Annotated in this window: 19 protein-coding genes; 9 read left to right on the forward strand and 10 right to left on the reverse strand. The window is 63.9% G+C overall.

Annotation, left to right across the window (positions count from 1 at the left end; all coding sequences use genetic code 11):
• Positions 1-40 precede the first annotated feature (40 nt).
• Together hutH and hutU are read right to left on the reverse strand one after the other, a co-directional pair.
• Positions 41-1,597 carry a histidine ammonia-lyase gene (hutH, locus tag THI_RS03630; protein ID WP_013104872.1) on the reverse strand — a complete coding sequence of 519 codons (1,557 nt, stop codon included), beginning with the start codon at positions 1,595-1,597 and terminating at the stop codon, positions 41-43.
• Positions 1,594-3,300 carry a urocanate hydratase gene (gene hutU / locus THI_RS03635; RefSeq protein WP_013104873.1) on the reverse strand — a complete coding sequence of 569 codons (1,707 nt, stop codon included), beginning with the start codon at positions 3,298-3,300 and terminating at the stop codon, positions 1,594-1,596. The genes hutH and hutU overlap by 4 nt, the downstream gene beginning before the upstream one ends.
• Before the next feature lie 147 nt (positions 3,301-3,447).
• On the opposite strand from hutU, the gene hutC reads away from it, so the two are divergent.
• Genes hutC through THI_RS03670 form a run of 7 tightly spaced genes read left to right on the forward strand, consistent with a single transcriptional unit; the run spans position 3,448 to position 10,058 of the window.
• Positions 3,448-4,182, forward strand: coding sequence for a histidine utilization transcriptional repressor HutC (gene hutC, locus THI_RS03640; protein ID WP_013104874.1), 735 nt, complete (start codon positions 3,448-3,450; stop codon positions 4,180-4,182).
• Complete coding sequence (locus THI_RS18045) at positions 4,179-4,781, forward strand: HutD/Ves family protein (protein WP_013104875.1); 603 nt, start codon at positions 4,179-4,181, stop codon at positions 4,779-4,781. The genes hutC and THI_RS18045 overlap by 4 nt, the downstream gene beginning before the upstream one ends.
• The gene (gene hutI / locus THI_RS03650) at positions 4,775-5,974 is read left to right on the forward strand and encodes an imidazolonepropionase (RefSeq protein WP_013104876.1); all 1,200 of its coding nucleotides are present in this window, start codon (positions 4,775-4,777) and stop codon (positions 5,972-5,974) included. The genes THI_RS18045 and hutI overlap by 7 nt, the downstream gene beginning before the upstream one ends.
• A 3-nt stretch (positions 5,975-5,977) precedes the next feature.
• Positions 5,978-6,799 carry an N-formylglutamate deformylase gene (gene hutG / locus THI_RS03655; RefSeq protein ID WP_013104877.1) on the forward strand — a complete coding sequence of 274 codons (822 nt, stop codon included), beginning with the start codon at positions 5,978-5,980 and terminating at the stop codon, positions 6,797-6,799.
• The gene (locus THI_RS03660; RefSeq protein ID WP_013104878.1) at positions 6,783-8,174 is read left to right on the forward strand and encodes a formimidoylglutamate deiminase; all 1,392 of its coding nucleotides are present in this window, start codon (positions 6,783-6,785) and stop codon (positions 8,172-8,174) included. Before hutG ends, THI_RS03660 begins: the two co-directional genes overlap by 17 nt.
• Before the next feature lie 50 nt (positions 8,175-8,224).
• Positions 8,225-9,631, forward strand: coding sequence for an FAD-binding oxidoreductase (locus THI_RS03665; RefSeq protein ID WP_013104879.1), 1,407 nt, complete (start codon positions 8,225-8,227; stop codon positions 9,629-9,631).
• Between the two features lie 19 nt (positions 9,632-9,650).
• Complete coding sequence (locus THI_RS03670) at positions 9,651-10,058, forward strand: VOC family protein (protein ID WP_013104880.1); 408 nt, start codon at positions 9,651-9,653, stop codon at positions 10,056-10,058.
• A gap of 8 nt (positions 10,059-10,066) precedes the next feature.
• Here THI_RS03670 and THI_RS03675 read toward each other — a convergent pair whose 3' ends face one another.
• Both THI_RS03675 and THI_RS03680 read right to left on the reverse strand, forming a co-directional pair.
• The gene (locus THI_RS03675; RefSeq protein ID WP_013104881.1) at positions 10,067-10,633 is read right to left on the reverse strand and encodes a Uma2 family endonuclease; all 567 of its coding nucleotides are present in this window, start codon (positions 10,631-10,633) and stop codon (positions 10,067-10,069) included.
• Positions 10,634-10,729: 96 nt separating this feature from the next.
• Entirely contained in the window at positions 10,730-12,388 is a 1,659-nt protein-coding gene (locus THI_RS03680) for an alpha/beta hydrolase family protein (RefSeq protein WP_013104882.1), read from the reverse strand.
• A gap of 235 nt (positions 12,389-12,623) precedes the next feature.
• On the opposite strand from THI_RS03680, the gene THI_RS03685 reads away from it, so the two are divergent.
• Positions 12,624-13,760 carry an NAD(P)/FAD-dependent oxidoreductase gene (locus tag THI_RS03685; protein ID WP_013104883.1) on the forward strand — a complete coding sequence of 379 codons (1,137 nt, stop codon included), beginning with the start codon at positions 12,624-12,626 and terminating at the stop codon, positions 13,758-13,760.
• Between the two features lie 172 nt (positions 13,761-13,932).
• Here the strand turns inward: THI_RS03685 and THI_RS03690 are convergent, their stop codons facing one another.
• The 3 genes from THI_RS03690 to THI_RS03700 are packed head-to-tail and all read right to left on the reverse strand — an operon-like array spanning position 13,933 to position 17,212.
• A complete protein-coding gene (locus tag THI_RS03690) occupies positions 13,933-14,730 on the reverse strand; it encodes a hypothetical protein (RefSeq protein ID WP_013104884.1) in 798 nt (265 codons plus the stop codon).
• Complete coding sequence (locus THI_RS03695) at positions 14,723-15,385, reverse strand: cytochrome b/b6 domain-containing protein (RefSeq protein ID WP_013104885.1); 663 nt, start codon at positions 15,383-15,385, stop codon at positions 14,723-14,725. Before THI_RS03695 ends, THI_RS03690 begins: the two co-directional genes overlap by 8 nt.
• A gap of 12 nt (positions 15,386-15,397) precedes the next feature.
• The gene (locus THI_RS03700; protein ID WP_013104886.1) at positions 15,398-17,212 is read right to left on the reverse strand and encodes a tetrathionate reductase family octaheme c-type cytochrome; all 1,815 of its coding nucleotides are present in this window, start codon (positions 17,210-17,212) and stop codon (positions 15,398-15,400) included.
• 230 nt (positions 17,213-17,442) lie between these two features.
• Here THI_RS03700 and THI_RS03705 point away from each other — a divergent pair, with 230 nt between their 5' ends.
• Positions 17,443-18,270: a TIGR04325 family methyltransferase gene (locus tag THI_RS03705; protein ID WP_013104887.1), complete on the forward strand. Its 828-nt coding sequence runs from the start codon at positions 17,443-17,445 to the stop codon at positions 18,268-18,270.
• Between the two features lie 3 nt (positions 18,271-18,273).
• On the opposite strand, the gene THI_RS03710 is transcribed toward THI_RS03705, so the two are convergent.
• The 3 genes from THI_RS03710 to THI_RS18735 all read right to left on the reverse strand — a co-directional run bounded on the left by THI_RS03710 (position 18,274) and on the right by THI_RS18735 (position 24,748).
• The gene (locus tag THI_RS03710) at positions 18,274-21,078 is read right to left on the reverse strand and encodes a putative bifunctional diguanylate cyclase/phosphodiesterase (RefSeq protein ID WP_013104888.1); all 2,805 of its coding nucleotides are present in this window, start codon (positions 21,076-21,078) and stop codon (positions 18,274-18,276) included.
• 61 nt (positions 21,079-21,139) lie between these two features.
• Entirely contained in the window at positions 21,140-21,616 is a 477-nt protein-coding gene (locus THI_RS03715) for a type IV pilin protein (protein ID WP_013104889.1), read from the reverse strand.
• Positions 21,617-21,754: 138 nt separating this feature from the next.
• Positions 21,755-24,748: a Putative Concanavalin A-like lectin/glucanase gene (locus THI_RS18735; RefSeq protein ID WP_013104890.1), complete on the reverse strand. Its 2,994-nt coding sequence runs from the start codon at positions 24,746-24,748 to the stop codon at positions 21,755-21,757.
• Positions 24,749-24,763: the final 15 nt, after the last annotated feature.

Genomic DNA, 24,763 nt, shown 5'->3' on the forward strand with positions numbered 1-24,763 from the left:
TGCGCCGAATCCGGCAATCAGCGCATCGGCTTGCGCTGCATCAGGAATCTGCAGACTCAGCGGGCCAGAAGGCATCGCATTCGGTTTTGTCACGCAAAATCTGCGCCAATCGCCCTTCGCGGATCAATGCGAACGCGGCCTGAATATCGCGGGCGATGACGCGGTCTTCGGTCATGCGCGATACCTTGGCACGCAGCAGGGCGATGGCGCTCTCCAGCGCGTCTGAGCTTTTCAGCGGGCGCAGGAAATCAATGCCCTGTGCGGCAGCCAGCCATTCAATGGCGATGATGTGGGCGACGTTGTCGATCATGGCCTGCAGCCGACGCGCGGCGAAGGTGGCCATGGACACATGGTCTTCCTGATTGGCCGAGGTGGGCAGGGAGTCGACGCTGGCCGGGTGCGCCAGAGACTTGTTCTCGCTGGCCAGGGCGGCGGCGGTGACATGGGCGATCATGAAGCCCGAGTGCAGCCCCGGCTCCACGCAGAGGAAGGCGGGCAGCCGCGACACGCTGGTGTCGATGAGCATGGCGATGCGGCGTTCGGCAATGGCCCCAACCTCGGCGATGGCCACGGCCATGGCGTCTGCCGCCAGCGCCACGGGCTCGGCGTGAAAGTTGCCGCCCGAGATGAGCGCGCCGTCGTCCGGAAAGACCAGTGGGTTGTCGGTCACGGCATTGGCCTCGCGCAGCAGGACTTCGGTGCAGTAGCGCAGTTGGTCCAGACAGGCGCCCAGGACCTGCGGTTGGCAGCGCAGGCAGTAGGGGTCTTGCACGCGGTCGTCGCCCTTGAGGTGTGACGCGCGAATGGCGCTGTCGTGCAGCAGGGTGCGATAGCAGGCGGCCGTGGCGATTTGTCCTGGGTGCCCGCGCACGGCGTGAATGCGCGGGTCGAACGGCGCGTCGCTGCCTTTGGCCGCCTCCAGACTGAGCGCGCCTGAGACGACCGCCGCCTCGTAAACCGGCTGGAAATCGATCAAGGCATGCAAGGCCAGCGATGTGGATGCCTGCGTGCCGTTGATCAAGGCCAGCCCCTCTTTCGCTGCGAGTGCGAGAGGTTTGATGCCCGCCGCACTCAGCGCTTCGCTCGCGGGAACGGATTGCCCATCGACGACGAAACTGCCCTCACCGATCAAGGCCAGAGTCATATGCGCGAGCGGGGCCAGATCGCCCGATGCGCCCACCGAGCCCTGGCTGGGTACTTCGGGAATCAGCCCGGCATTGAGCACGGCAATCAAGGTTTCAATCACTACCGGCCGCACGCCCGAGTAGCCCCGGGCGAGCGAGGACACCTTGAGCGCCAGCATCAGCCTGACGACCGAGGCGCGCATGGGTTCGCCAACGCCCACGCAGTGCGAGCGGATGAGATTGACCTGCAACTGTGCGAGGTCGTGCGTATCGATGCGCGTGCTGGCCAGTTTGCCAAAGCCGGTGTTGATGCCGTAAACCGGCGCATCCCCACGGGCGGCTTTCTCAACAATGGCGGCGCTTGCCTTCACGGCTTCCCAGGCGGACGGCGCAAGTTCCACTTGCACTCCACCCGCGTGAAGCCTTTTGAGTTGGGCCAAGTCGAGCTGGCCCGGTGTGATGCTGATCTTCATGCTTTACTCACCATCGGCAGATGCAGCCCGCATTCTTCTGCGCAGGCCACGGCGTCGGGGTAGCCGGCGTCTGCATGGCGCATTACGCCGGTGCCGGGGTCGTTCCATAACACGCGCTCAAGCCGCTTGGCGGCGGCCTCGGTGCCGTCGCAGACGATGACCACGCCGGCATGCTGCGAGTAGCCCATGCCCACGCCGCCGCCGTGATGCAGCGACACCCAGGTGGCGCCGCCCGCAGTATTGAGCAGGGCGTTGAGCAGCGGCCAATCCGAAACGGCGTCGCTGCCATCGCGCATGGCCTCGGTTTCCCGGTTGGGCGAGGCCACCGAGCCGCTGTCGAGATGGTCGCGGCCGATGACGATTGGCGCCTTCAGTTCGCCCAACTTCACCATTTCATTGAAGGCAAGGCCAGCCTTGTGACGCTCGCCCAGACCCAGCCAGCAGATGCGCGCGGGCAGGCCCTGAAAGGCGATGCGCTCTTCCGCCATGTCCAGCCAGCGATGCAGATGGTGGTCGTGCGGGAACAGTTCCTTGAGCTTGGCGTCGGTCTTGCGGATGTCTTCCGGGTCGCCCGACAGCGCCACCCAGCGAAACGGCCCCTTGCCACGACAGAACAGCGGGCGGATGTAGGCGGGCACAAAGCCGGGGAAGGCGAAAGCGTCTTTCACCCCCTGATCGAGCGCGACCTGGCGGATGTTGTTGCCGTAGTCGAAAGTGGGCACGCCCATGGCCTGGAAGGCGAGCATGGCCTGCACATGCACGGCGCAGCTTCTGGCGGCGGCCGCGGTCAGCGCCGAGTGCTGGCTGGCGTCGGTCTGTGCGGTTTTCCAGCGCTCCAGCGTCCAGCCCATCGGCAGGTAGCCGTTGATCAGATCGTGCGCCGAGGTCTGGTCGGTCAGCAGATCGGGTTTGATGCCGCCGGCCTTGGCGCGCTTGACCAGCTCCGGCAAAATCTCTGCCGCATTGCCCAGCAGTCCTACCGACACCGCCCTTTTTTCGGCAGCGTACCGTGCCATGCGGGCCAGGGCATCGTCGAGATCGTGCGCCTGCTCGTCCAGATATTTGGAACGTAGACGGAAATCGATGCGGCTTTGCTGGCATTCGATATTCAGCGATGACGCGCCGGCAAAGGTGGCGGCCAGCGGTTGCGCGCCGCCCATGCCGCCCAGCCCGGCGGTGAGAATCCAGCGCCCGGCAAGGTCGCCACCGAAATGCTGCCGCCCGGCTTCGACGAAGGTTTCGTAAGTGCCCTGCACGATGCCCTGGCTGGCGATGTAAATCCACGAGCCTGCGGTCATCTGGCCGAACATCATCAGGCCCTTGCGGTCAAGCTCGTGGAAGTGTTCCCAGGTGGCCCATTTCGGCACCAGATTGGAGTTGGCAATGAGCACCCTTGGTGCATCTACATGGGTGCGAAACACGCCAACAGGCTTGCCGGACTGCACCAGCAGGGTTTCGTCTTCCTTCAAGGCGCGCAGCTCGCGCAGGATGGCGTCAAAGCATTCCCAGTTACGCGCGGCTTTGCCGATGCCGCCGTAGACCACCAGGGCCTGAGGGTTCTCGGCCACGTCGGGGTCGAGGTTGTTCTGAATCATGCGGTAGGCGGCTTCGATCAACCAGTTTTTGCAGGTCAGTTGGGTGCCGCGAGGAGCGCGAATGACGCGCTGTGCTGTTTGTTGCGGAGGGGTGGAGAGGTCTGTCATGGTCTAGCTCACTTCTGGGTCGTTGCGTGGTGACCACTCTAGTTGTCTAGACAAGCGTGTACAAGATATTTTGATCCGTATTTACCCTAGTTATTTCCGCACGGAAATCATCTTGTATAGACAGGAGCGTGCAACTAAGATGAATCCATGAATTCCCTTGCAAAAATCGATCTCGGCGCAGTAGCCACGGCGCCCTACAACCGTGTCAAGCAACATCTCAAGCAGGGGCTGGAGCAGGGGCATTGGAAGCCTGGCGAGTTGATGCCTTCGGAGGCAGAGCTTGTGGCCCTGTTCGGCGTCAGCCGCATGACGGTGAACCGCGCGCTGCGAGAGCTTCAGGCCGAGGGCTTGGTTGACCGGGTGCAGGGCGTGGGCACCTTCGCGGCGCAACTGCACCGCTTGTCGTCAACGCTTTCCATCCGCGACATGCACGAGCATGTCGAGTCGCGCGGTCATCACCACCGGCTGGATCTCAAACTGCGCCGCGAGGAGGCTGCCTCAGCCACGGTGGCGCATCGGCTGGGGCTCAAGGTCGGCGCCAAGGTGTTCCATTCCCTGGCGATTCATTTCGAGGACGACGTGCCCCTGCAACTGGAAGACCGCTGGGTGAATCCCGCTGCCGCGCCGCGCTACCTGAACGCCGATTTTTCCAGCACCACGCCGACGCAATATCTGCTTGAAGTCGCGCCGATGTGGGAGGCCTCTTACACCATCGAGGCCTTGAGCCCGACGCGGCAAGAGGCCCGGTATCTGAAGATCGAGCCGACTGAGCCCTGTCTGGTCATCACCCGCTGGACGGTCAGCCGGGGCGCTCCCGTGACCCTGGTAAGGCTGGTGCATCCGGGCAGTCGCTACCTGCTGGAAGGGCGTTTTCAGCCATGAATCCCCGGCTGATCGACTGCGCGTCCATCGTCGCCCAGCCCTGGCGCAACGGTGGCGGCATGACGCGGGAACTGCTGGCTGCGCCCGACTCGCAAAACTGGCAATACCGCATCAGCGTGGCTGATATCAACGGCGACGGCGCCTTCTCGTCTTATCCGGGCGTGGACCGTTGGTTTGCCGTGCTGGAGGGCGAGGGCGTGTATCTGCAGATCGACGGCAACGGCCATCGTCAACTTCCGCATGAAGAACCGCTGCGCTTCGATGGCGCGGCGCAGATCCATTGCCGACTGCTGGGCGGCGCCACGCGCGATCTCAACCTCATGCTACGCAATGTCAGCGGACGGATGCAGCGCGCAGATGCGGGGATAGCATGGAGCGCAACAGACGGCGCTTGCGGCTTGTTCGCTAGGCAGTCGGGGCTTTGCCACATTGCCGATCAGGGCGATGCGCGCAAGGCTGTTGTCGTTCCGATGCCCGCATTCAGTCTCCTGTGGTTTGAACGCTCGCCCGGCAGACTGATCTTTGAGGCTGATCGCACCGACGAAACCCGCATCGGCTATTGGCTGGCCGTTCAAACGGAGCCCACTGCATCATGCTGACCCTCTATCGCAATGCCCGGCTTTGCACCCTCGATGGCGCATACGGATGGGGTTTGATCGACGAGGGAGCGCTGCTCGCCGAGGGCGACATGCTTCGCTGGGTGGGACCCGAGTCGGAACTGCCAAGCGATGTGGTTGCAGCGCGCACGCACGATCTGGGCGGCGACCTGGTCACGCCGGGCTTGGTCGATTGTCATACCCATCTGGTTTACGGCGGCCAGCGCGCTGACGAGTTCGAGCAGAGGCTTAACGGGGCGAGCTACGAAGACATCGCCCGCACCGGTGGTGGCATTCGGGCGACGGTGCGGGCGACCCGCGCCGCCAGTGATGCAGAGCTTCTGGCCGCCACGCGCGAGCGGACTCGCACCCTCATGCACGCTGGGGTGACCACGGTGGAAATCAAGTCCGGCTACGGCTTGAGCCTGGAGCACGAAGCCCGCTGTCTTCGAGCCGCGCGCAAGGTCGGTCAGGAACTGCCACTGACTGTGCGCACCACCTGCCTTTCCGCGCACACCCTGCCGCCCGAGTTCGAGGGCCGCGCGGACGACTACATCGATGCCGTCTGCACTTGGCTGCCCCAACTCAAGGCTGAAGGATTGGTGGACGCGGTGGATGCGTTCTGCGAGCGCATCGCCTTCACCCCGGCGCAAACCGGGCGGGTGTTCGACGCCGCCCGCGCCCTCGGCCTGCCGGTCAAGCTGCATGCGGAACAACTCAGCGACCAGGGCGGGGCGGCGCTGGCAGCCCGTTACGGCGCGCTGTCCTGCGACCATCTGGAGTACCTCGACCCGCAAGGCATCGCCGCGATGGCGCGCGCGGGCAGCGTGGCGGTGCTGCTGCCCGGCGCGTTTTACTTTCTGCGCGAAACCCGCTTGCCGCCCGTCGCCGCGCTGCGCGAGGCCGGCGTGCCCATCGCGCTGGCCACCGACCACAACCCCGGCTCGTCCCCCACCCTGAACCCGCTGCTCATGCTCAATATGGCCTGCACCCTGTTTCGCCTCACGCCCGAAGAAGCCCTGCGTGGCTTTACCGTGAACGGCGCGCGGGCGCTCGGCCTGCACGACCGCGGCCAACTTGCCGCACAGCAGCGCGCCGACTTTGTGGCCTGGCCCCTGCATCATCCCAACGAACTCAGTTACTGGCTGGGTTCGAATCCGGCCTGTCGGGTGTTCATCGGCGGCCAGGAGGTCTGAACCATGCAAGACACATCCACCCCATCCACCTATACCCTCCACAGCGGTGACAGCCCCTTGCTGGTGAGCTTGCCGCATGTGGGCACCGAAATTCCCGCAGCCCTCAAGCCGCGCTACACCGCGCAGGCCTTGAATGTGGACGATACCGACTGGCATCTCGAGCCGATCTACGCCTTTGCCGTGCAACGCGGCGCCAGCCTGCTCGTGCCACGGTTTTCGCGCTATGTCATCGACCTCAACCGTCCACCGAAAAACGCGCCCATGTATCCCGGCGTGAACAACACCGAGCTTTGCCCGACCCACGCCTTCACCGGCCAGCCGATCTACCAGCCGGGGCAGGAGCCAGACGCAGCCGAGATTGCGCAGCGGCTGACGGACTACTGGCGCCCCTACCACGCCGCGCTCAACGCCGAGTTGCAACGCCTGCATGCGCTGCACGGCTATGCCCTGCTGTGGGACGGTCACAGCATCCAGTCCACGCTGCCGTGGTTGTTTGAAGGCACTTTGCCCGACCTCAATCTGGGCACCGCCAACGGGGCCAGTTGCGCGCCGCAGTTGCGTGCGGTGTTGGCCGAGGTGCTTGCGCGGCAGACCACTTTTACTCAGGTGGTCGACGGCCGTTTCAAGGGCGGCTACATCACCCGCCACTACGGTCAACCCGCGCAGGGCATTCATGCGGTGCAGATGGAAATGTGTTTCTCCACTTATATGCAGGAAGCCCCACCGTTTCGCCTCGACCCCGCACTCACCGCAAGGCTGCGCCCCGTGCTGGAGCAACTGATCGATGTCATGCTGGCATGGAGACCGCATGAACAAGCCCGCTGATTCTCTGCTGTGGGCTCGCCGCGCTTGGCTGCCCGGAGGCTGGCAAGACAAGGTGCTGCTGCGCATCGGTGCGGATGGCCGGTGGGCCGAGATCGTTCCCGGCGTGCTCACGCCGCCGCAGGGCGCAGAACAACTGGGCACTTTGTTGCCTGGGCTGGTCGATGCGCACAGCCATGCCTTCCAGCGCGCCTTTGCCGGTCTGGCCGAACAGCGCACCAGTGCCGCCGATACCTTCTGGTCGTGGCGTGACCGCATGTACCGCGTGGCCCTGCGCATCACCCCGGAGCAACTGCGCGCCATTGCCGCGCAGCTCTACATCGAACTGCTGCAGGGCGGCTACACGCAGGTGTGCGAGTTTCATTACCTGCAGCATGCGCCAGACGGCCAGCCCTACGCTGATCCGCTCGCCTTCAGTTGGGCCTTGGCCGACGCGGCGCGCGATGTGGGCATCGGCCTCACCCTGCTGCCCGTGCTGTACGAACGCGCCGGCTTTCAGCAACCCGCGCTGCGCCCGGACCAGCGGCGCTTCGCCACCAACGCCGAAGGCGTGTGGCAGGCGGTGCAAACCATCCGGGGCCGACGCCAACCGGGGCTGGAAGCGGGCATCGCCATTCATTCCTTGCGCGCGGCGTCGCCCGCTTCCATTCAAGCACTGGTGCAAGGGGCAGACGGCTTCGACGGCCCCATCCACATCCACGTTGCCGAGCAAACCGCCGAGGTGGACGACTGCCTCGCCGCAACCGGCCAGCGCCCCATCGCCTGGCTAGCAGCGCAGGGTTTGCTCGACGCGCGCTGGCAACTCGTCCACGCCACCCACACGGTGCCGCAAGAAATCGATGCCGTTGCCCGCAGCGGCGCGGGCATCGTGCTCTGCCCCACTACCGAAGCCAACCTCGGCGACGGCCTGCCCGATCTGCCCGGCATTCTGGCGCAAGGCGTGCCCATCACCCTGGGGTCGGACAGCCAGATCACCCGCGACTGGAGAGAGGAAGTGCGCTGGCTCGACTACGGCCAGCGACTCATCCAGCGTCAGCGCAACGCCGCGGCAGCGCCAGAAGCTGCGCAGCCGTCCACAGCGGCCCGGCTGTGGTCCAGCGTGCAGGCTGGCAGCGCCCACGCCGCCGGACAGCCCGCGTGGGGCTTGACGCCAGGCGCCCGCGCTGACGCTCTGGTGCTCAACCCGCATGCCGCAGCAACCCTCGGCATGCCGCCTGGCCATCTGCTCGACGCCCTCGTGTTTTCCAGCCCCTCCGCAGCATGGAAGGCGGTCATGGTGGCCGGGCGCTGGGTCCTGCACGACGGCCAGCATCCACAAGCTGCCCAATGCGCGCAAGCTTTCGAGCGCACCATGCAAGCCCTCTGGGCAGAGGGCTGACAAGCGGCCTATCCTTGCGGGGAGAAGTCGCCGATTCACAAGGACATGCCATGAACGCCCCCATTGCCCCGAAAATTCTCACCCGACCCACGCCGCCCGCCCTGATCGACGCGCTGACCGCGAGGTTCGGCGCGCAGCTTTCCACCGCGCAGGCGGTGCGCGAGCAGCATGGGCGCGATGAATCGCCGTTCGACGTACCGCCGCCGTCCGCCGTGGTGTTCTGCGAGAGTACGCAAGACGTGGCCGACGCGGTGAAACTGGCCGCCGCGCACGACGTGCCGGTCATCGCCTTTGGCGCCGGATCGTCGCTCGAAGGCCAGTTGCTCGCGGTGCAGGGCGGCATCAGCCTCGATCTCACCCGCATGAACCGCATCCTCGACGTGGCCGCCGCCGACATGCTCGTTACCGTGCAGGCCGGGGTCACGCGGCTGCAGTTAAACGACGAACTACGCCACACCGGCCTGTTCTTCCCCATCGACCCCGGCGCCGACGCCACTCTCGGTGGCATGGCCGCCACCCGCGCTTCCGGCACCAACGCCGTGCGCTACGGCACCATGCGCGAAAACGTGCTGGCGCTCACCGTAGTGCTGGCCGACGGCCGCGTGGTGCGCACCGGCACCCAGGCGCGCAAGAGCAGCGCGGGCTACGACCTCACCCGTCTCATGGTGGGCAGCGAGGGCACGCTGGGCATCATCACCGAAGTCACCCTGCGCCTCTACCCGCAACCCGAGGCGGTGGCCGCGGCGGTGTGCTCCTTCCCCGACGTGGCGCACGCGGTGGACTGCACCATCGCCCTCATCCAGGCCGGCATCCCGATCGCTCGCGTGGAACTGATGGACCCCGGCGCGGTGCGCGCCGTCAACGCCCACGACCATCTCGGCCTGCCCGAGCAGCCCCTGCTGCTGATGGAATTCCACGGCTCGCCCGCCGGGGTGCGCGAGCAGGCCGAAACCGTGCAGGCCCTCGCTGCAGACTATGCCGGATCCGACTTTGCCTGGGCTGATACGCCGGAAGAACGTACCAAGCTGTGGAAGGCGCGTCACCACGCCTACCTTTCCGCGCTGCAAATGAAACCCGGCTGCCGCTGCGTCACCACCGACACTTGCGTGCCCATTTCGCGCCTGGCCGAAAGCATCAACGACACCATCACCGAGGCCGACGCCGCCGGTCTGCCCTACTTTGTCGTCGGCCATGTGGGCGACGGCAACTACCACATCGGCTACCTCATCGACCCCGCCAAACCCGAAGAACGCGAACTGGCCGAACGCCTCAACGCCCAACTCGTGCGCCGCGCCCTCAAACTCGGCGGCACCTGCAGCGGCGAACACGGCATCGGTCTGCACAAGCAGGGCTTTCTGCGCGAGGAAGCCGGGGACGACGCGCTCGACGTGATGCGCGCCATCAAGCAGGCGCTCGATCCGAGGGGCATCCTCAATCCGGGGAAGATTTTTGCGTAAAAGCGGGACCAGTGAGGCCATGTTCACCTACCTCATGCTCGGCAGCAACGATCTGGTTCGCGCGGCCGCGTTTTACGACCCGGTGCTTGCCGCGCTTGGGCACGCGCGCTGCGTGACCGAAGACGACGATCCCGCCCATGAAATCGGCTGGGGCCGCTACGCCGACGAGGGGCGGGTGGAACTGGCGCTGTGGCTATGCAAGCCCTTCGACGGTCAGCCCGCCACAGTGGGGAATGGATCCATGATCGCGCTGGCCGCCCGCAGCCGGGCGCAGGTCGATGCCTTTCATGCCGCCGCAATGGCGCATGGCGGTCGCAGCGAGGGCGCGCCGGGTCTGCGCCCGCACTACGGCCCGGATTTCTACGCCGCTTACGTGCGCGACCCCGATGGCAACAAACTTGCCGCCGTCTGTCGTGCAGCGGCGTAGGGGTGCAATCACCCAGCGGGCGTTGGCTCCAGCCCGCTGAACACTTCCGTCAGGGGGATGCGCAGTTGCACGCTGGCGAGTTCCATCTCCGCCAGCCCGGTGAAATCGTGCAGCTCGAACAAGCCGCGCTCGTTGCGCCGGAACACCTCCACGCTGCGGCTGTCGGGGTCGATCAGCACATATTCGCGCAACTCGGCGATGCGTCGGTACATGGCAAACTTCAGGCTGCGCTCAATGCCCTGCGTGCTGTCAGACAACACCTCGACGATCAGCACCGAATGACGAAACACCATCTCGGTGCGCAGGTCGTCGGCATGGCAGGTGACGAACACATCCGGGTAAAACACCGCCTCATCGGCCACCTGCACCTTCAGGCTTTCGGTGAACACCTCGCAGGGGCCGCCTCGGAGCGCAGATTTGAGGGCTGCAAACAGGTTGCCCGACACCATGCCATGCACCCGGCGCACCCCCACCATGGCGAAGGCTTCGCCGCGATAAAACTCGTGCCGCTCGGGCTGCGCGTTTTCCCAGACGAGGTAATCGCCCAAATTCAGTTTGTGTTGTGCCAAGGCCATGTGGTCATCCTAGTCGTGTCCAAGCGGCGAAAGTGCAGTGTATTCTCGCCGTATTGGCTAGGTTGCGGTGTCTACATGGCGCCAGCCCCTGCCTGCCTACTGCGCATACAGATTGAAGAAAGTGCGCGCCGCCACGGTGCAGAACGGGCGCTCGTCGGTGTGGTAGCTCTCCATCGCGTAGGCAGCGGCCTGCTGCGCCGTGTAGCCCTGCGCTTCAGCCGCTTGCACCACACCTTGTTGATACGCGATGAAACCACCTTGCACCGTGCTCGCCACGGTCTGCATGATCTGTTGCTGTACTGTGTTCAGGCCGTAGCTGGTCAGGCCGTTGCTGTAGGTGCCGGGGCTGCCCTGGTTGTCGAGGTCGAGGGTGGCAAAGCGCAGGCCGGGGTTGGTGGTCTGGGCCTTGTTCATCAGGGTGGCGGTCATGGCGGCGGCGTCCTGGTTCCAAAACACCTCGGGGTCCTGGTCGCCACCGCACATCAGCAGCGGCATGCTCGGGGTGTAGCCGCGCAGATCGTTGGCCAGGAGAATTTGCCGCAGGGGATCTTGCGGGTTGCTCGCAGGCGTTGGCGCAGTGGTGGTGAAATTGGGTGCGGAGCCATCAACGGGCGCGGCGCCGTCGGGGTGGGCGAGCACGTCGGCCACATATTGCGCGCGGTAGGCGGTGCTGATGAGGTAGTTGGTCGGATCGAAGCCCAGCGGGCCGAGCGGCCAGCCTTCGCTCAGGCTATCCAGCGCAGCGTTGCCGGTGGGCGGAGATTGAAAGATGGCGGTGTACGGAATCTTTCCGGCCTGCACCAGTTGGCCAAAGCCCGCAAAGCCCACGGGGCCGGGGAACAGGGTCGGCGCGTCCGCATAAAGCGGGTTGAACATGGCGGCAAGATCGATTTGCGGCGACCCCGCGGGCAGATGGGCGTAAGAGTTGGCGACCAGCGGCAGGTAGGCGGTGCCGCCAACGTTGGGATGTCCGAGCATGATTTCATCGCTGATGGCGAGCATGCCGTAAGGCCCGGACATCGGCGCGCCCGCCGTGGCCGGGCGGCCCTGGGCATCGAGCTTGGCCAGTGTGGCCATCGACACAAAGCCGCCTTGCGAATAGCCGGTGACGAACAGCTTGCCGTTGTCGCTCACGGGCAGGTTCAGTTGCATCAATGCTTGCCGCGCGGCCGTGAGGCTGTCGATCATGTCCTGCGACTGCTGCTGTTTATTGAGATAAGGCGCGTAGGGCAGGGGCGAGGTGTCGTAACCGGCGTAGTTGGGTGCAACGACGATGTCGCCCTGCGCGGCGAAGATCATGGCCACGCGTGAGGCGGTGCCGAAGGCGGGGTTGCTCGGGTCGCCGAGAGCGGCCAGGTCACGGTTCTTGCTCAGCGCGGTGCCGTGGGCGTAGAGCACGATGGGCTTTGCGCCCTGACATTGCGCGGTGCTGCCGGAGGGAATCATCAGCGCGCCGGTGGCGGTGGTGGGTTCGTTCTCGCCGCCTACGGTGGCGTAGGTGTACTTGTAGACTGTCACGCCGCAAACCGGGGCGCCGATGAGCTGCTGCACCCCGCTGGGGTAGCGGCCCATCCAGTGGCTCGACGTGGCAATGGTGTTGGTCGAGATCGCCGCGGTGGGCGTGGCGCTGGCTGAAACCAGGGTGTCAGCCGAGCCGGTGGTGGGGGTGGGCGTGCCGCCACCGCCACCGCAGGCCGCGAGCAGCAGGGCGCTGGAACTGACGGCCAGGGCCGTCTTCAGCGAGAAGGTGTGCATGGGTTGTCTCCGTCGTCTGGCCGTGTCGCGGCCTTAGATTTATCTGGAAATCGAACGCTCGTTCTTTTTTGATAATTCTCCGCTTCTCCAGAGCACGTCAACGGTATTTACAAAGCGTTTCAGAAGCGGTGGGGCAGCCCGGGCAGCGGACCCTTTGGCTCTGACAATTCACAAGCCCGAGCGGCCATGCCGGGCCTATGCTTCACACTTGTCGTATTCGCAGAGCCCCTTCATCATGTCTGACCATTTTGTTGTACTCGGCGCGGGCTTTGCCGCCCTCACCGCGGCGCGCACCTTGCGCTCCAAGGCGCCGCAGGCGCGTATCACTCTGGTGGCGCACAAGGCCGAGTTCGTCTATCTGCCCAGCCTGATCTGGGTGCCCACGGGGGTGCGCAAGAGCAGCGATCTGGTCATCGACCTGGCGCCGTTTTTGCACAAGCACCGCATCGACTTTCTCGCCGCCGAAGTGACCGGGCTGCAAGACGGCGGGCGCACGGTGCTGACGACCGGCGGGCCGGTGGAGAACGACGGCCTGATCATCGCCACGGGCGGGCGCTTCATCAAAAAGCTGCCGGGCATTGAGCACGCCATCGCGCTGTGCGAGGGCGTGGCGGCGGCGGAAAAAATCCGCGAGCGGCTGCTGGCGATGGACAGCGGGCGCATCGCCTGCGGCTTTGGCGGCAACCCGCAGGAGCCCACGGCGGCGCGCGGCGGGCCGATGTTCGAGCTGCTGTTCGGCATCGACACCTGGCTGCGCCGCCAGCGCAAACGCGACAAGGTGGAACTGGTGTTTTTCAACGCCTCGGACAAACCCGGCCAACGCCTGGGCGAGCGCGCCGTGACCAATCTGCTGTCGCACATGGCCAAGCGCCGCATCGACACCCATCTGGGCCACAAGCCGCTGCGCATGTCGCCCGAAGGGGTGGAGACCGAGGGCGGCCTGGTCAAGGCCGATCTCATTCTGTTCATGCCCGGCATGACAGGGCCGAGCTGGACGCACAACTCCGAGCTGCCGCGCTCGCCCGGCGGCTTCATTCAGGCGGACGCGCATTGCGCCGTGCCCGGTTTCGAGCGGGTGTTCGTCGCCGGAGATGCCGGCAGCTATCCCGGCCCAGACTGGCTGCCCAAGCAGGCGCACATGGCGGACCTGCAGGCCAAGGCCGCTGCCGAGAATCTGCTGCTGGTGATGCAAGGCCAGCCTGCGCAGCATGTGCCCAAGGCCGAGTTGGTGTGCATCGTCGATACCGTGGACAGCGGCATTTTGGTGTTCCGTGACGAGAACAAAACCATCGTCCTGCCACCCTCTCGCGCTTTCACCTGGGCCAAGCGCTGGTTCGAGGGCAAATACCTCAAGGACTACCGCTCGGCCTAATTCAGCGCAAACGACCTCACCCCACCCCAACCCTCCCCACGGGGTGGGAGGGAGTTAGAAACGTCTCTCCCACCGCGTCTGGGATGGTTTGCTCCTCCCCCACTGGTGGGGGAGGTTGGGAGGGGGTGCGGGTTTGCGCCGACTCAGTTGGCGCCAAGCCAACAGCGCCAACTCACTGCGTCTTCTGGTCGATCAGCACATTGCCCAGTGCATCCTTGAGCTGCACTTCATCCACCCGCAGCAGCAACCCTTGCGTCTTGGCGTCGCCGCCGAGCACGGTGGCGAAAATGGCCATGTGAAAGTGCTGATAGTTGGCGATGGCGTCGTCGAGGGTTTTCATCACGGCGGCATCGGCGCAGGCTAAATGGCGAAATGCTTCGGGGTGATCGTAGGTGTAGTGATACGGCGAGTTGTCGAAGTAATACCCGGCGCCGTGGATGAACAGGCGGTTGTCGATGGGGTAGTACTTGCCCTGCGGTACATAGGCGTCGAGCGCGATGTCATCGACGTCGATGCGCAGCTTGGGGTGCGCCTTGTCGAAAGCGATCATGGCGTCGACCTGCTGCTTTTCCTTCGCGCTGGCCTGCACCGGCGCGGGCGGTTCGATCATTTCGGTATTCGGCGTGAGGATGCCGGTGTAGTTCACCGGTTGCTTGGAATACGCATAGACATAGGTCTTGAGCAGCACGGCGTTGTCCAGCTCGACAAACCCGTCGCGCTGTTTGATGGCGTGTACGCCCAGACTTTGATCGATGCGCACACGCGAGGGCGAGCCGGGCAAGTCGGTGAGCGAGGCGCTTTCCAGATTGATTTGCGTCGCCGGGGCCGAGGCGGGCTTGGCCGCAGGTTCGGCAGCCTGCGCCAGGGTATCGATGCTCAGAACGGCGCTCAGGCTCAGGGCCGAGAGTGCGGTGCCCAGCACGGTCAACTGCAACAGACGGCCGGTGCGGGAGAGTCGGGTATCAGCCATGGTGAGGCTCCGGTTGTGCGACGCTGGAGGAGGCGGGCGCGGCCGGTTCGTCTTCATCTTCCCAGCCGGTGATCATGGCCTTGATGTAGGCGGTTGGCGGGTGCGCCGTGGTGCCCAGATAGACGTGCAGGATGAAGAACAGCAGCATCATGTAGGCGGCTGCGGTGTGGGTGAGCGCCACCCAGTCGAGCTGCAGCCCCAGGGGCGAGAGACGAATCCAGCCATAGCTGAAAAACAGCAGCAGCAGGCCGCTGGCCCAGATGAGCGGATTGATCATCAGCTTGAGCCACAGATACGCCAGCCGCTGCAGCGGGTTGTGTTTGCGAAACGGCTCCTTGTGATACGGGTGATGCTCGCCGATGAACATGCCCCAGGCGTAATAGCGCGCCACCGTCCACAGGCTTTTCGGGCGCAGGTCGGGGATGTAGTTTTTCCATGCGCCGGTGGTGAAGTGCCAGAAGATGGCGAAAGTCCATAGGGTCATCAGCAGCCAGGCGGCGTATTCGTGGATGAGCAGCGCGTGCTCGAAATTGAAGCCGCCGAGATAGCCGTGAATCTCGAAGCCGGTGAACAGCATGGTGATGATGAGCGCGGCCTGGCTCCAGTGCCAGAAGCGCTCGAAGCGGGTGAATCTGTAAACGCGTTGTGTCGTCATGATGATGTCCTTTCAATGACCGCGGCGACGCAGCCACAGACCGAAGCGGATGAGGCCGTGCAGCAGCACCCCAGCCAAGGCGAGCGCGGCGACGGTCAGGCCGATGCGTTCCAGCCAGGTGTTGTGGTCTTTCGGGCGATGCGGCATGTACACGCCGTCGATGTTTTGCAGCCGGCCGTCGCTGGCGTGGCACTGCATGCACGACAGCGCCTGCGTCTTGGGCGCCACCATGTGCTCGATCGGCCAGTACATATCGGTCTTGACAAAGCCGTAGTGCCCTGAATACGGCAGGTGCGCGGCCTTCATGCCGGCCTCGATCGAGGTCTGCCAGTCGTAACTCATGGTGTAGGAGTCTTTGTCGAAACCGAAGGAATGAAACACCGTGAGGATGCCCGTCTGGGTGTCATACGGCTGGTTGTTGCGCATGATCTTGAACGGGAAGATCTTGGACTTGCCGTCGGTCGGGCTGCCCTCGATGGCGTTGAGCTGCACCACGCCGTTGGTGTCTTTGAAGTCCTGCACCTTGTCGCCGACATTCATCCAGCGTTCCACGCCGTTGAACCAGCGGTACTGCGGCACCACGTTTTCCGCCCACTTGAAGCTGCCTTTGACGCCCCAGTAGGTGTTCCAGCCGTGGCTGTCGTTGATGACCAGCGGCGAGCCGTTGGGCGCGAGCTTGCCTGCGGTGGCGTAGTTCCACTCCATCTTGGTGGGCAGACCGCCGCGCGCGAACTCAGGGATGTGGCAGGTTTCGCAGGCGATGTCGCGGGTGTGCATGTTCAGCGTCGCGGCCTGAATCTGGCTGTTGAGGTCGTTGCCTTTGTGCGGCGTCTGTCCGTGGCACGACACGCAACTCGCCGCCTGGGTGTTGTGCGGGTTGCCGCGCATGAACTGTTTGTCGCCGAACATCATGTCGGTGACGTAGCGCGAACCGCTGACATTGTGGTTCTCGGTCTTATGGCACTCCTGGCAAGAGAAGTTCAGGCCATTGGTCGCCATGTGCACGTCTTCAGCGCGCGCGGGGTTGACCAGCGAGCTGTCCATGTCGCCGTGCTTCACGCCGTCGCCGCCGCCGCCGTAGAAGTGGCACTGGCCGCAGGTGTAGCGCGTGGGCGAGCCCACATGCTGCGCAATGTTGGCGAGATTCTCCGGTTCGACGAAAGGCTTGTCGGTGCCATAGACCTCGCCGCAGCCGGGACGCACCGCGATTTTTTCCATCGCCGGATTGCCGCCGATGAACGGAATCTTGTGATAAGTCTTGGTCTGATCGTGGCACACCAGGCAGTCCACATGATCCTGGCTGCGGTGGTCGAACGGCACGAACTTGTTCGGGTCGGTGCTGCCATAGCCCACATGGCACACGGTGCAGAACTGCTCGTTGCTGATCGGGCTGACGCAGAAGTTGTTGTAGACGTGGTTCTTGCCCACCAGTGTCTTGGTCTTGGGGTCGTAGGCCTTCCACGTCCAGTGAATGGTGGACATGACCTGCTTGGCCGCGTCGGTGTGGCAGCTCAGGCAGGCCTTGGTCACCTGCTCAGGCGAGGTGAACGGGCCCTTGAGCTGCGGAAACTGGCTGTGATCCTGCGGCATCTCCTTGCCCACATTGCCCTTCTGCACCGTGGGCACGACACTGGGCACCACATGCCAACTATCTTGCGCCGCGTCGGCGGGTTGAACTTTTACCCCGTTCTGTGCCACGAAGGTTGCGGCGTCCTGCGCCCGCGCCAAGGGGCTGAGCGCCAGTAGCCCGGCGGCTAAGAGAACGGCCTGCGCAGATCGCGCCGCGCGCGCGATCCGGCTGTCTGCGGTTTGTCGATGGAAATCCATGGCCCACACTCGTCTCGTTGGAAGAATGGGCGAGATGCTGCGCCTGCCGATGTTTGAAAAGATTGACCGTTCGCAATCGATTTCTGGCGCCGTGCTTCGGTGAAGCCATCTCTTGATCTGGCCACACAAAAGAAAAATAAGGACACCATTAGAGACAACTAATTACATTCAATGCGAGCTTGCGCGCGGCCAGTTTTGCGGTATCGTTTGCCGCTTCGATGGAGACCGTCATGCCCCTGCTTGAGCGCACTCACGCCGCCCTGGATCGCCTGGCCGATCTGCCGCCCCTCGGCGCGCTGCGCCGCCAGCGTGCAGAGGCCGCCTTTGCCAAAAACACCGACGCCAACCTGTTTCGCGGCGTTTATTCCAGCTTCGACGCCGCGCAGGCCAGCGCGCCGCCCACCCGCCCGCTGGGCTATGACAACGCCGATGCGGCGGGCATGTATCTTGAGCGCATCAAGCGCATCTACCCCAGCGACTATCCCGTCATCTTCTGGCTGCAAAAACTGTTTGCGCAGAGCCAAAGCTCGGTGTTCGATCTGGGCGGGCATATCGGCATTGGCTACTACGGCTATCAGCGCTACCTCGACTATCCGCCGGGTCTGCGCTGGACGGTGAGCGACGTGCCCGCGGTGATGGCGCGGGGCGCAGACATCGCCCGCGAGCGCGACCCCGCGGGGCAGCTGAGCTTCAACGGCGATTTCCGCGTCGCCGAGGGTGTGGACGTGCTGCTGGCGCTGGGCGTGCTGCAGTACCTGCCCGACACGTTGGCGCAGCGCTTGGCCACGCTGGAGCGTCCTCCGCGTCATATCATCCTCAATCTCACGCCGCTGCATGTGCTGGACAACGGCGGGCAAGACTACTTCACCCTGCAGAGCATCGGCACCGCTTTCTGCCCGTACCGCATCGCCGCCTACGCGCCGTTTCTGGAAGGCTTTACCCGCTTGGGCTACCAGATCGTCGACCGCTGGCAAAACCCCGACAAACATTGCCACATCGCCTTCGAACCCGAGCATTCAGTCGATGTGTATCACGGGTTTTATCTGCTGCGGGGGTGAGTTTCAGGCTGCGGGCGCGCCGTGGCGCAAGCCGGGAAGTTGCAGAAACTTCGAGGGCTCGACGGGGCGTGAATACAGATAGCCCTGCAACTCGTGACAGCCCAGTTCGCGCAGCATGCGTGCCTGCGTCTCGGTTTCCACGCCTTCGGCCACGAGGTGCAGATGCGAGGCCTGCGCCAGCGCCACGATGGCGCGTACCGCGGGCAGGGCGCTGGCGTCGGTTTCCAGATCGATGACGAAGGAGCGGTCGATTTTCATCACGTCGATCGGCAGCTTGCGCAGCGCCGCCATGGACGAATAGCCGGTGCCGAAGTCGTCGAGCGCGAGGGTCACTCCCATGTCGCGCAGTGCGGTGAGCTGGGCGAACAGGGCGTCGTTTTCATCCACCAGCAGGCTTTCGGTGATTTCGAGTTCGAGCGTGGCGGGCGGGACGGCGTGGCGTTCCAGCGCGTTTTGCACCTGCCCGACGAGTTCGCCCGATTCAAACTGAACGGCGGAAACATTGACCGAAACCCGCGCGATATCGATGCCTTCGCGCCGCCACTGGGCCATTTGCTGGCAGGCGGCGTCAAGTATCCAGCGGCCGATGGGCGCAATCAGCCCATACGACTCGGCTACGGCAATGAATGCATCGGGGAACAGCAGCCCGCGCTGCGGGTGATGCCAGCGGATCAGCGCTTCGGCAGAGGTGATTCGGCCATCGCCTGCATTCACACGCGGCTGATAGTGCGCGACAAATTCACCGCGCACCAGCGCCTGCCGCAGGTCGGCCAGCAGCTGGGCCAGGGTGCGGGCTTCGGCGTCGAGCGTGGGGTTGAACAGTTGGGCGCGGCCACGGCCATAGGCCTTGGCGGCGTACAGCGCAATGTCGGCGCAGCGCAGTAGTTCGTTGCGCTCGCAGGCATGCTGCGGGCACAGGGCAATGCCCACGCTGGCGCCCACTTGAACCGGGCCGCCCGCCAGCTCGAACGGCTCGCGCAGGGCGCGAATCATGGCATCCGCCGTGGCCTGCGCCGTGGCCGCGTCGGCCAAGGGCAATACCAGGGTGAACTCATCTCCACCCTGGCGCGCCACGATGCCGTTGGCTTGCAGCCGCGTGCGCAACCGCTCGCTGGCCTGGCACAGCAGCGCGTCGCCCGCAGCATGGCCGCGGCTGTCGTTGACATCCTTGAAGTTGTCGAGGTCGATGTAGAGCAAGGCCAGCGGGGCGGCGGCCTGGCCGGGCGCCAGCAGGGCGTCGAGCTTTTCGTGCAGGCCGTGGCGGTTGAGCAGGCCGGTGAGGCTGTCGTGCGTGGCTTGATGCACCAGCGCCCGCTCGCGGTCTTGCGCGGCCAGACCCACGGCCAGGCGATCGCGCACTTCGGCGGCGGGTTGCAACTCGCTCGCGGCGGGCTCAGCAGGCAGGCCGAGGGCGATGAGTGCAGGCATCACGTCACCCTGCCGTAGCGGCAGCAGCGCCACCCAGTCGTCCGCAGGGGGCATGAGGCTGCGCAGGCAGGGGGTGTCGCGCAGGGCGTTTTCGCCCGGACTGTTGATCTGAAACTGCCGGTCGCCTTGCAGCGCTGACCACTGGGCCTGCGCGGTCGCATCGCAGGCCACGTCGCGCACGTCGAACACGGTTTTATTCGTCTTGCCGTCGTGCCACAGCACCGCACGGCGGAAATTCTGCGGCTCTTTCTGCCAGATCACCGCGGCGCTGGCCTTGGGGTAGAGCCCTTCGAGTTGATCGAGCACGCGCCGGGCCAGGCTGTCCACCGAAGCGCCCGACAGAATGTCGCGGTCCATCGCGGCCAGCCCTTCCAGCGCATGAAACTGCGCGCCGATCTTGGCGGCCATGTCGTTGAACGCGCCGGCCAGCACGCCGAACTCGTCTTGGCTGTGCACTTGCACGCGTGCGCAGTTGTCGCCAGCGGCCAGGCTGCGTGTGCCCGCGGTGAGTTGTTCCAGCGGCACCAACGTGCGGCGAATTTGCCGCTGCGCGAGCAGGGCGATCAGCAGCAGCGTGGCCGCCGCCACGAGGCCCAGCCACACCGCCAGCGGCCAGCCCAGCCAACTCACGCGGGGCGGCGGCGCTTGTTGAATGAACAGCCAGTCTGGCGCGCCAAACTCGCCGCCGAGAAAGAGCTGAAAGCGAAACACCGAGTCGGCCGCCGTGCCGCGCTGGGCGGCGGGCGCGGTGACGTTGGCAACGGGGTAAAGCGAGGTGCCTTCGACATCGCGCACACTCCACACGCCGCCGTCCATCGCATCATGAACCGGGCCCCAGAGGAATTGCGGGTTGAGTTCTGCAATCCACCGGGGCTGCCCATTTTGCAAAGTGGCCAGGTAGACCCGTGTCGGCTCGCCCGTCGCGCGATGCGTGCGCAACAACACCTGTGTCAAACCGGCGCTGGCATCCATGAGGGGTTGAACCGGCGGGATGGCGGGGAAGGCGCGCTGCCAGTTGCGCCACAGATTGGCGGCGTTGGCGGAGGCCCATTCCGGCTTGCCCTGCGGCGTTTGCAGCAGCAGGGCGTCAAACGCCCGCCCCAGGACTGGGAGCTGCGCGTCAGCTTGCGGCGCGGAGGACGGCAAGGCGAGCAGCAGGGTTTTGGCCGTGAGCAAGCGGTCGAACACCTGACGGCTGACCTGCCGGGTCATGCGCTGCTGGCTCTGCATATTGAGCTGCCGCGCCACCTGGTTGACCGCCGTGCTCGACAACCAGTCCGACAGCGCCAGCGGCACCAGTGCCGCAACGACGAACAACGCAAACAACTGGCGCCCCAGGCGGCTGCCGGAAAACCAGGTAGACAGGCGCTGCGGACGCATCGCCGCTCAACGACAACGCGGCGTAGCGCCGCAGGGGAAGTAAGAGGCGCAGGCCACGGACTCAGTAATTGGCTGCCAGACCGATATACGCGCCGTTGTTGGCGCGGATGATGTCATCGAGGCTGACCTTATTGCTGATCTGCGATTGGGTCTGCCCGTTCGCCCCCATGCTGTAGAGATCGAAGTCGGTGTTGATGGGGTTGAGCGCCTTGTCCTTGCGCGCGTGGCCTTTGCCGTTTTCCTCGATGTTGTAGTAAACATAGGGGTGGCCCCAGGGATCGAGCTTGCCCGCCATGCCGATGTCGGCCAGCGAATTGGGCAACGTGCGGTTGTAAACCCAATAGTTCTGGATGGCCGCAGAGATGGACACCACGTCTTGCTGCGCCTGCGCATTTTCAACCTTGAGCCGGTAGCCGCTGTAAATCGGCAGGGCGATGGCGGTGAGCACGCCCACCAGGGCGATGGCCATCATCAACTCCAGCAGGGTGAAGCCGCGCGAGCGCTTGCTGGGTGTGCAGGAGGAGATGGACAGATTCATGCCCGCTTTGTAGCGCCGCCACGCAGCCCGCAACAGGGGCCGTGCTTCAGCGAATGGCTGGTTTTGTGAAATGCTGCACAAACCGGCGGCGCGCTGTGGAGGAAAACCCACAAGGCGCCGCCGGGTTGCCAATCCCGCTCAATATTGGCGCCAGGCGATGGGCTTGTTCATGACGTTCCCGCCGAACTGTATGGGATTGATGCCCTGCGACGGAGAAGGGGGCTGGCTGTTTCCTGGATAGACCAGAGTGCCCGATGGCGTCACGGTATATGACGGCGTGTAGGGGACTCCCAAGCCTAGCGAAATGATCCCATTCGTGACGGCATTGTTTTTGTAGGTGATGGAAATCTTCGGCAGACCACCGCTGACCAGATCGAACAGGTCGTAATAGCCCGTTCCAGTGATGGCACAAGAACTCGTGGGCGGCACATAGACCGGGACGACAAGCACGCCGTTGATCAGGGCCGGTGCCGCTGAGATTTGCCCGCCCGTTTGCAGCGCCATGACCGCAGTGCTTGTACTCAAACTACCCGATCCATTGCCCAGATACCCCAGTGGAGAACTGCCGCCGGTGCTGGCCCACAGCGGAAGCGAATTCGCGCCGGAAAGTGAGTAGGCTTCGATCTCATTGGCAGAGGCTGCCCAGATGTAAGGCAAGCCGCCGATTTCCGTATAGCCGACAAAGAGCACAGCTCCTGCGGGACTCATCGTTGCTACTTGCAGTGCGGCGCTCGCGTCTGCGGACGCCGAGCCAGAGACATTCATACTCCAGACGCCTCCCTGGGTGTCCCCCATCCAGACTGTGCCCGTTGCCGGGACGTAGGTGATGGAGCTGTTGGCGACGAAGGGTAGCTTCGCCGATGTGGATGCGCCCGCACCCGTGGCAACATTGACCTCGTAGAACTTGCTGGTCGTCGTACCGCTGGTTGTGGTGTTGACCGTGAAAAGCGCGTACTGCTGGCCGTTGATCGTTGCGATCACCGGGGCTTGTTCCTGCGGCGAACTGCCGCCAGCGACACTGACTCCCCAGGTCTGATTCGTTGGCATTGGTGCGCCCGAGGTATTCGTCGTGAGCTGCAAGGCATAGTGATAAGAGCCCCCTGCTGCCGTGCCAACGATATAGGTCGCCCAGTTGCTCGCTGTCGCGTTGGCCGTCGTATTCACGGCGTCGATGGTGGTGAACTGACCGTCGAAGCAGGCGCCATTCTTGACTGTATTGCCACAGGTCGCACCCACGAGTCCCGGGGCATTTCCCAGGTAGGAGACAAATGGCCTGGGCATCCAGCCCCAGATCAGGTTGCCGCTGGTGGCGTCGATGGCATAGAGAAAACCGTCGTTGCTGGTAAACAGCACGGCCTTTTCCCGACTTTTATTCGCCTGCGCGAACGCGACATAGCCGGGCAGGCTCAGTAGGTTGGCGTTACCGGGTGGGGCGAGAAAGCCGGCGGAATCATTGCTGCTCATCCCCCCGAGCATCCACCCCGGTTTGCGTCCAGCAAGGTAGGTGCAGGTGCCGTTGGTGTAATTCGGGTCGATGGTGTACTGCTCGATGATGCCGATCCCCGTGCTGCCGGAGGGCAGACAGGACGATGTCGTCCAGGTGCCAAATGCGGCGGAATCGAGCGAGGTCAGCAAGGGTGTCGTCCCGGAGCCTACGGCACCGCCGCTGGATGTGGTCGAAGTGGAATACAGGCTCGCCGTGCGCATCGTCGCCGACATATGAGTTGAATCTCCTGCATCCCAGATGGCGTTGCCGGTCGCCGTGCCGAGCGGCGCACTCGCGCTGGATGTGGGGGTGGCCACTGTTTGGAACGCCTGCACATGCCCTGCAACCGGATCAGGATCGCTGCTCAATGAGTAGATGTAACTGCCGCCAGAAATCGACACTGGAGCAACGGGCGATGTGACCGCCTGTGTTGCCGGGACGACCTGGAAGCAGGTGATTTCGTGGACGTTATCACTGCCACCTGTAGATGCACCGAAGCCGAAGCGAAAGGTGGACGGCATCGGTCCATAGACGGCAGTATTGGCAATACTGACGTTCGAAAGCACCGAGGTACCCAAACCGCCGACAGTGTTGGTCGCATTGTATTTGTACCAGAGACTGAGTTTGGCATCCGGCGTGATTTTTAGGGTGTAGGTAATCGGGGTTGCCTGGCTACGCGTGGTTGCCGATTCATTAGCGATTTGTAAGCCCGTAGGATAACCTCCTGAAGGGGGAGGCACCATTGGGTAATCCGGGAGTGAGTAGGTCGTTCCGTTGTAAGAGTAAGATCCGCTGATGCATGTATTCTTTACATCGTCGGTGGTTGCATTGGGATTGATGGCTCGCAAGGTCGCAAGATTGATATTGCCATAGCCGCGAATACCGATTTCTCCGGGGCTTGTTTGACATTTGCCAAGGCCCGTATTTGTATTGTCGCCATTGCACACCAATTTATTATTTTGAGAGACTGAGCCGTTCAGAAAATTTCCGTATTCATCCATTCCAAGGCCGAGATAAGCGCCAGCCATGCCGTTGTAAGGAGAATTTGAGTTGGAGCAGCTATATCCCAAGCTGCCACCCCATGCGCCGATATTCTGAGGGGCAGAACCATTCAGGATGTAAAAACCGATCCCGTCCGCACCGTGTCCACCTTGGTTATCGCCACCGTAGGTGTAGGTGGTGAATGTTACGTTAATGCCTTGATTCGATGGGTAAGTCGAATTGAGGATAATGGCTCCCGCCTGACTGTAATAACAGACGTTTTGTCCGTTCTGCACTGCACAGCCATTCGTCAACCTCAGGGCACCTTTTCCTGGTTTGTCCTGATTGTTTGTCAGGCCGGTTTGAACTTGCGGTACAGGCGGGTTTTCCGGATTGTTGTAGGAAAGGTCGCCATTGCTGTAATAACTATCTCCAAGGCAAGCAGGAATCCCATTGGCGCTGGGGCCGCTGTTAATGGCAGATCCCGCAGTCAGGCAGGCACCTCCAAACGAGGACCAGCTCAAATTGGGCGCAGTGCCCGTGAAGTCTTCCTGCAGCACATTGGTTGTCTGCGCTTGTGCGAGTCCAGACATCAGGAGTCCGCAAAGTGCAGCCCAAGCACTCAGCCCTATCAGGTAGCGACGCAGGCAAGATGGTGTCAGCATGATGGGTATCCGATT

The sequence above is a fragment of the Thiomonas arsenitoxydans genome (assembly GCF_000253115.1).
Taxonomy (GTDB): Bacteria; Pseudomonadota; Gammaproteobacteria; order Burkholderiales; family Burkholderiaceae_C; genus Thiomonas; species Thiomonas arsenitoxydans.

What these genes read in the sequence shown, in the direction of transcription:
- hutH (WP_013104872.1), bottom strand. Translation starts at nt 1,597, where the DNA reads ATGAAGATCAGCATCACACCGGGCCAGCTCGACTTGGCCCAACTCAAA.
- hutU (WP_013104873.1), bottom strand. Translation starts at nt 3,300, where the DNA reads ATGACAGACCTCTCCACCCCTCCGCAACAAACAGCACAGCGCGTCATT.
- hutC (WP_013104874.1), top strand. Translation starts at nt 3,448, where the DNA reads ATGAATTCCCTTGCAAAAATCGATCTCGGCGCAGTAGCCACGGCGCCC.
- THI_RS18045 (WP_013104875.1), top strand. Translation starts at nt 4,179, where the DNA reads ATGAATCCCCGGCTGATCGACTGCGCGTCCATCGTCGCCCAGCCCTGG.
- hutI (WP_013104876.1), top strand. Translation starts at nt 4,775, where the DNA reads ATGCTGACCCTCTATCGCAATGCCCGGCTTTGCACCCTCGATGGCGCA.
- hutG (WP_013104877.1), top strand. Translation starts at nt 5,978, where the DNA reads ATGCAAGACACATCCACCCCATCCACCTATACCCTCCACAGCGGTGAC.
- THI_RS03660 (WP_013104878.1), top strand. Translation starts at nt 6,783, where the DNA reads ATGAACAAGCCCGCTGATTCTCTGCTGTGGGCTCGCCGCGCTTGGCTG.
- THI_RS03665 (WP_013104879.1), top strand. Translation starts at nt 8,225, where the DNA reads ATGAACGCCCCCATTGCCCCGAAAATTCTCACCCGACCCACGCCGCCC.
- THI_RS03670 (WP_013104880.1), top strand. Translation starts at nt 9,651, where the DNA reads ATGTTCACCTACCTCATGCTCGGCAGCAACGATCTGGTTCGCGCGGCC.
- THI_RS03675 (WP_013104881.1), bottom strand. Translation starts at nt 10,633, where the DNA reads ATGGCCTTGGCACAACACAAACTGAATTTGGGCGATTACCTCGTCTGG.
- THI_RS03680 (WP_013104882.1), bottom strand. Translation starts at nt 12,388, where the DNA reads ATGCACACCTTCTCGCTGAAGACGGCCCTGGCCGTCAGTTCCAGCGCC.
- THI_RS03685 (WP_013104883.1), top strand. Translation starts at nt 12,624, where the DNA reads ATGTCTGACCATTTTGTTGTACTCGGCGCGGGCTTTGCCGCCCTCACC.
- THI_RS03690 (WP_013104884.1), bottom strand. Translation starts at nt 14,730, where the DNA reads ATGGCTGATACCCGACTCTCCCGCACCGGCCGTCTGTTGCAGTTGACC.
- THI_RS03695 (WP_013104885.1), bottom strand. Translation starts at nt 15,385, where the DNA reads ATGACGACACAACGCGTTTACAGATTCACCCGCTTCGAGCGCTTCTGG.
- THI_RS03700 (WP_013104886.1), bottom strand. Translation starts at nt 17,212, where the DNA reads ATGGATTTCCATCGACAAACCGCAGACAGCCGGATCGCGCGCGCGGCG.
- THI_RS03705 (WP_013104887.1), top strand. Translation starts at nt 17,443, where the DNA reads ATGCCCCTGCTTGAGCGCACTCACGCCGCCCTGGATCGCCTGGCCGAT.
- THI_RS03710 (WP_013104888.1), bottom strand. Translation starts at nt 21,078, where the DNA reads ATGCGTCCGCAGCGCCTGTCTACCTGGTTTTCCGGCAGCCGCCTGGGG.
- THI_RS03715 (WP_013104889.1), bottom strand. Translation starts at nt 21,616, where the DNA reads ATGAATCTGTCCATCTCCTCCTGCACACCCAGCAAGCGCTCGCGCGGC.
- THI_RS18735 (WP_013104890.1), bottom strand. Translation starts at nt 24,748, where the DNA reads ATGCTGACACCATCTTGCCTGCGTCGCTACCTGATAGGGCTGAGTGCT.